Source organism: Aeromonas sp. ZOR0002 (assembly GCF_963866995.1).
Lineage (GTDB): Bacteria > Pseudomonadota > Gammaproteobacteria > Enterobacterales > Aeromonadaceae > Aeromonas > Aeromonas caviae.
Genome location: NZ_CAWMFQ010000127.1, coordinates 20342 through 23298, shown reverse-complemented (window position 1 = coordinate 23298; position 2957 = coordinate 20342). Strand labels below are relative to the sequence as shown.

General features: G+C 64.8%; 5 protein-coding genes. 3 read left to right on the top strand and 2 right to left on the bottom strand.

Annotated features, from left to right (window positions below):
• Positions 1-166, top strand: a 166-nt coding sequence (locus AACR77_RS07350; protein ID WP_231563173.1) for a LysO family transporter, incomplete at its 5' end; no start/stop codon positions are given.
• A gap of 82 nt (positions 167-248) precedes the next feature.
• On the opposite strand, the gene iadA is transcribed toward AACR77_RS07350, so the two are convergent.
• Both iadA and AACR77_RS07340 read right to left on the bottom strand, forming a co-directional pair.
• Entirely contained in the window at positions 249-1379 is a 1131-nt protein-coding gene (gene iadA, locus AACR77_RS07345; RefSeq protein WP_042880631.1) for a beta-aspartyl-peptidase, read from the bottom strand.
• Positions 1380-1437: 58 nt separating this feature from the next.
• On the bottom strand, positions 1438-2217 hold the full coding sequence (locus AACR77_RS07340; RefSeq protein WP_042880629.1) for an ABC transporter substrate-binding protein: 780 nt from the start codon (positions 2215-2217) through the stop codon (positions 1438-1440).
• Between the two features lie 65 nt (positions 2218-2282).
• Between AACR77_RS07340 and AACR77_RS07335 the strand changes: the two genes are divergently transcribed.
• Positions 2283-2606 (top strand): hypothetical protein, encoded by a 324-nt coding sequence (locus AACR77_RS07335; protein WP_042015941.1) that lies wholly within the window; start codon positions 2283-2285, stop codon positions 2604-2606.
• The coding region (locus AACR77_RS07330; RefSeq protein WP_042880627.1) for an acyl carrier protein phosphodiesterase at positions 2603-2957 on the top strand (355 nt) is incomplete at its 3' end. The genes AACR77_RS07335 and AACR77_RS07330, both read left to right, overlap by 4 nt.

Genomic DNA, 2957 nt, shown 5'->3' with positions numbered 1-2957 from the left:
CCCCCCCAGCGCCGCCATCGGCTACGGCGGCGCCACGGCGCTGGACTTCACCCTGCCTGTCATCCAGAAATCCGGCGGCATCCAGGTGGTGCCGGTGGCCATCGTCTCCGGCTTTATCCTGAGCCTGCTCGGCCCCATTCTGATCCTGGGGTTCCTGGCCATCTGACCCCCCATGGCACGACAAAGCCCGGCACTGCTGCCGGGCTTTTTTTGATGAACTGAGCGGGCTGGATGACAGGCGCCGGTATTCAGGTGCGCCACCGCCCCCCACTCATCACCCGCTCGATGGTGAACGTATCAGGATCGATCAGCAGCAGATCCGCATCCTGCCCTACCCCCAGGGTACCCTTGCTCGCAAGCCCCAGCGCCCTGGCCGGATTGGCCGTCACTACCGCCAACGCCGTCTCCAGCGCCACCCCCTTGCCGCAGGCCGCCACCACCTCCTGCCACAGGCTCCCTATCTGGCCGCAGCGCAGCTCGATGAGCCGCCCCTCGCCGTCAAAGCGCGGCAGACTGGCGTTGGCGTCCGAGCTGAAGCTGATGCGATCCACGGGCACGCCCGCCGCCAGCAACGCCACCAGGGCGTCGGCCGCGAGCCGCTCCCCGTCATCCAGCAGATCCGGGAAGCTCGACGTGGTGAGGTCGACCCAGCCGCCTGCCCGACCCCACTCGATGGCCTCGGCAAAGAGCCAGGGGTTGCGGTTGCAGTGGGTGGGGTAGAGCTGGCGTTGCGGGATGTCGGTGTCATCGCGCAACGCCCGCAGGGGCGCCAGCGCCCCCCGGCCATCCCCCAGGTGAAAGAAGCTGACGCCACTTTTGCCCGACAACAGCCCGGCCACCCGCGCCTCGCTCGCCAGCCGCGCCAGCTCGTCGTGGGTGGGGGCGCTGGACCTGTGATCGCTGATGGCCACCTCCCCCACCCCCAGCACCTCGGGGATCAGCATGATGTCCGACTCCACCGTGCCGGTGAGGGTCTTGACCGGCAGGTGGTAGGAGCCGGTGTACATGAAGGCGCTCACCCCGGCGGCGCGAAACTCGCGCACCTTCCCCAGCACCTGGGCCGGGCTGCGGGTCAGGCTGTCGGTGCCGAGGGCCGCCACGAGCGTGGTAACCCCCGCCGCCAGAGCTTCCCTTGCCGAGAGCTCCGGCGTGCGAAAGCCGAAGCCTCCCTCGCCTCCCCCTCCCGTGATATGGGCGAGCGGGTCCACCAGTCCGGGCACCAGATAGCGGCCGCCAGCGTCCACCCGCGTCAGTGGCCAGTCGACCGGAACCGTCAGTCCCTTGCCCATCCAGGCGATGCGGCCATCCGCCACCAGCAAATCCTGCTGGCCGAGCGGGGCCGGACTATGGATCTGCGCACCCTCGATCAGGGTCAACATGGGATCTCTCCTTGCTGCATGAAAAAGGAGGGAGCAGGCTCCCTCCGACTGTTACCCATCAACCGCCATAGATATCGTACTTGAAGTACTTCCGGTTGATCTCCTGATACTTGCCGTTGGCGCGCAGGGCCTTGATGGCGTCGTTCAGCTTGGCCCTGAGATCCTGATCCCCCTTGCGCACCGCGATCCCCATGCCGTCGCCAAACCATTGACGGTCGGTCAGGGCTGGCCCCACATAGTCGAACTTGTCGCCCCCTTCCTTGCTAAGCAACCCCTGTTCGATGGCCGAGGCGTCGGCCAGCAGGGCCAGCACCCGTCCCGCCTTCAGGTCGAGGTAGGCTTCATCGGCACTGCCGTAACGCACTATGGTGACGCTGGAGCCGAAGTTGTCGGTCAGGTACTTGTCGTGGGTGGTGGCCCGCTGCACGCCGATGCGCTTGCCCGCCATCCCTTCCGGCGTCAGCGTCAGTTCGGTGCCCCTGGCCGCCACGAAGCGGTTGGGAATGTGGGCATATTTCTCGGTGAAGTCGACCTTCTTGCGCCGCTCGTCGGTGATCGACATGGCAGCGATGATGGCGTCGTACTTGCGCGACAGCAGGGCCGGGATCATACCGTCCCAATCCTGGGCCACCAGTTCGCACCTGACGGCCATCTGCTGGCACAGGGCGTTGGCAAGATCGATGTCAAATCCCTTGATCTCTCCGGACGCATCGGTCCATGAGAAGGGTGGATAGGCCCCCTCCACGCCAAAGCGTACCGTCTTCCACTCCTTGGCGGTGACGGGGGTGGCGAGCAGACAGGCAGCAACAAGGGCTGACAGGGTCAGTGTGGTCTTCATCGTGAGTACTCCATTACATAAAAAGCGCACAGGCGCGGTCAAGGCATCGCAGGCAGAGGCAAGCGATGGCCAACAAACGGCAAATTGCAGATGAGCGGGATTACGCCGCCATGGGCGTCAATGAACTGCTCCGGGGCCTCGACCTATTCGTCGAACCACTCGGAGAGATAGAAAGGCTTGAAATAGAAGGCCAGAAAAAAGCCTCTGGCTTTGCGCATCATGGTGATTTGTCGCGTCCTGTGACAAAGATGGCAAGCACCTTACCACGCCTCAAATTTGCCCGGCAAGGGGACTTGGGGATGAAACATCCTGCCCATGGTCAATCCGGCCACGATTCGTTAGGCTCGGATCACCCGTTCACGCCCAGGCACGCGAGCCCCATCCCATGAATTTTCTCGCCCACCTCCATCTGGCGGCCCATACCGGCAGCTCCCTCACCGGCAACCTGCTGGGGGACTTCATCAAGGGTCCGCTACCGACGGGTCTGGCTGACCACTTCGACGAGGGGATCTGGCTGCACCGCAAGATAGACGCCTTCACCGATGCCCACCCGGCCCATCGGGCCGCCGTGGCGAGCTTCGAAGCCCCCTGGCGCCGCTTCGGCGGCATTGTGGTGGATATGCTCTACGATCACTGGCTCAGCCAGCACTGGCAGAGGTTCAGCGCAGCCCCCCTGCCCCGCTTTCTGGCGCAGAGCTATGGTCAGCTTCTCCTGGATCATCACAGCCTGCCACAGGGCC

What these genes read in the sequence shown, in the direction of transcription:
- AACR77_RS07335 (WP_042015941.1), top strand. Translation starts at nt 2,283, where the DNA reads ATGGCCAACAAACGGCAAATTGCAGATGAGCGGGATTACGCCGCCATG.
- iadA (WP_042880631.1), bottom strand. Translation starts at nt 1,379, where the DNA reads ATGTTGACCCTGATCGAGGGTGCGCAGATCCATAGTCCGGCCCCGCTC.
- AACR77_RS07340 (WP_042880629.1), bottom strand. Translation starts at nt 2,217, where the DNA reads ATGAAGACCACACTGACCCTGTCAGCCCTTGTTGCTGCCTGTCTGCTC.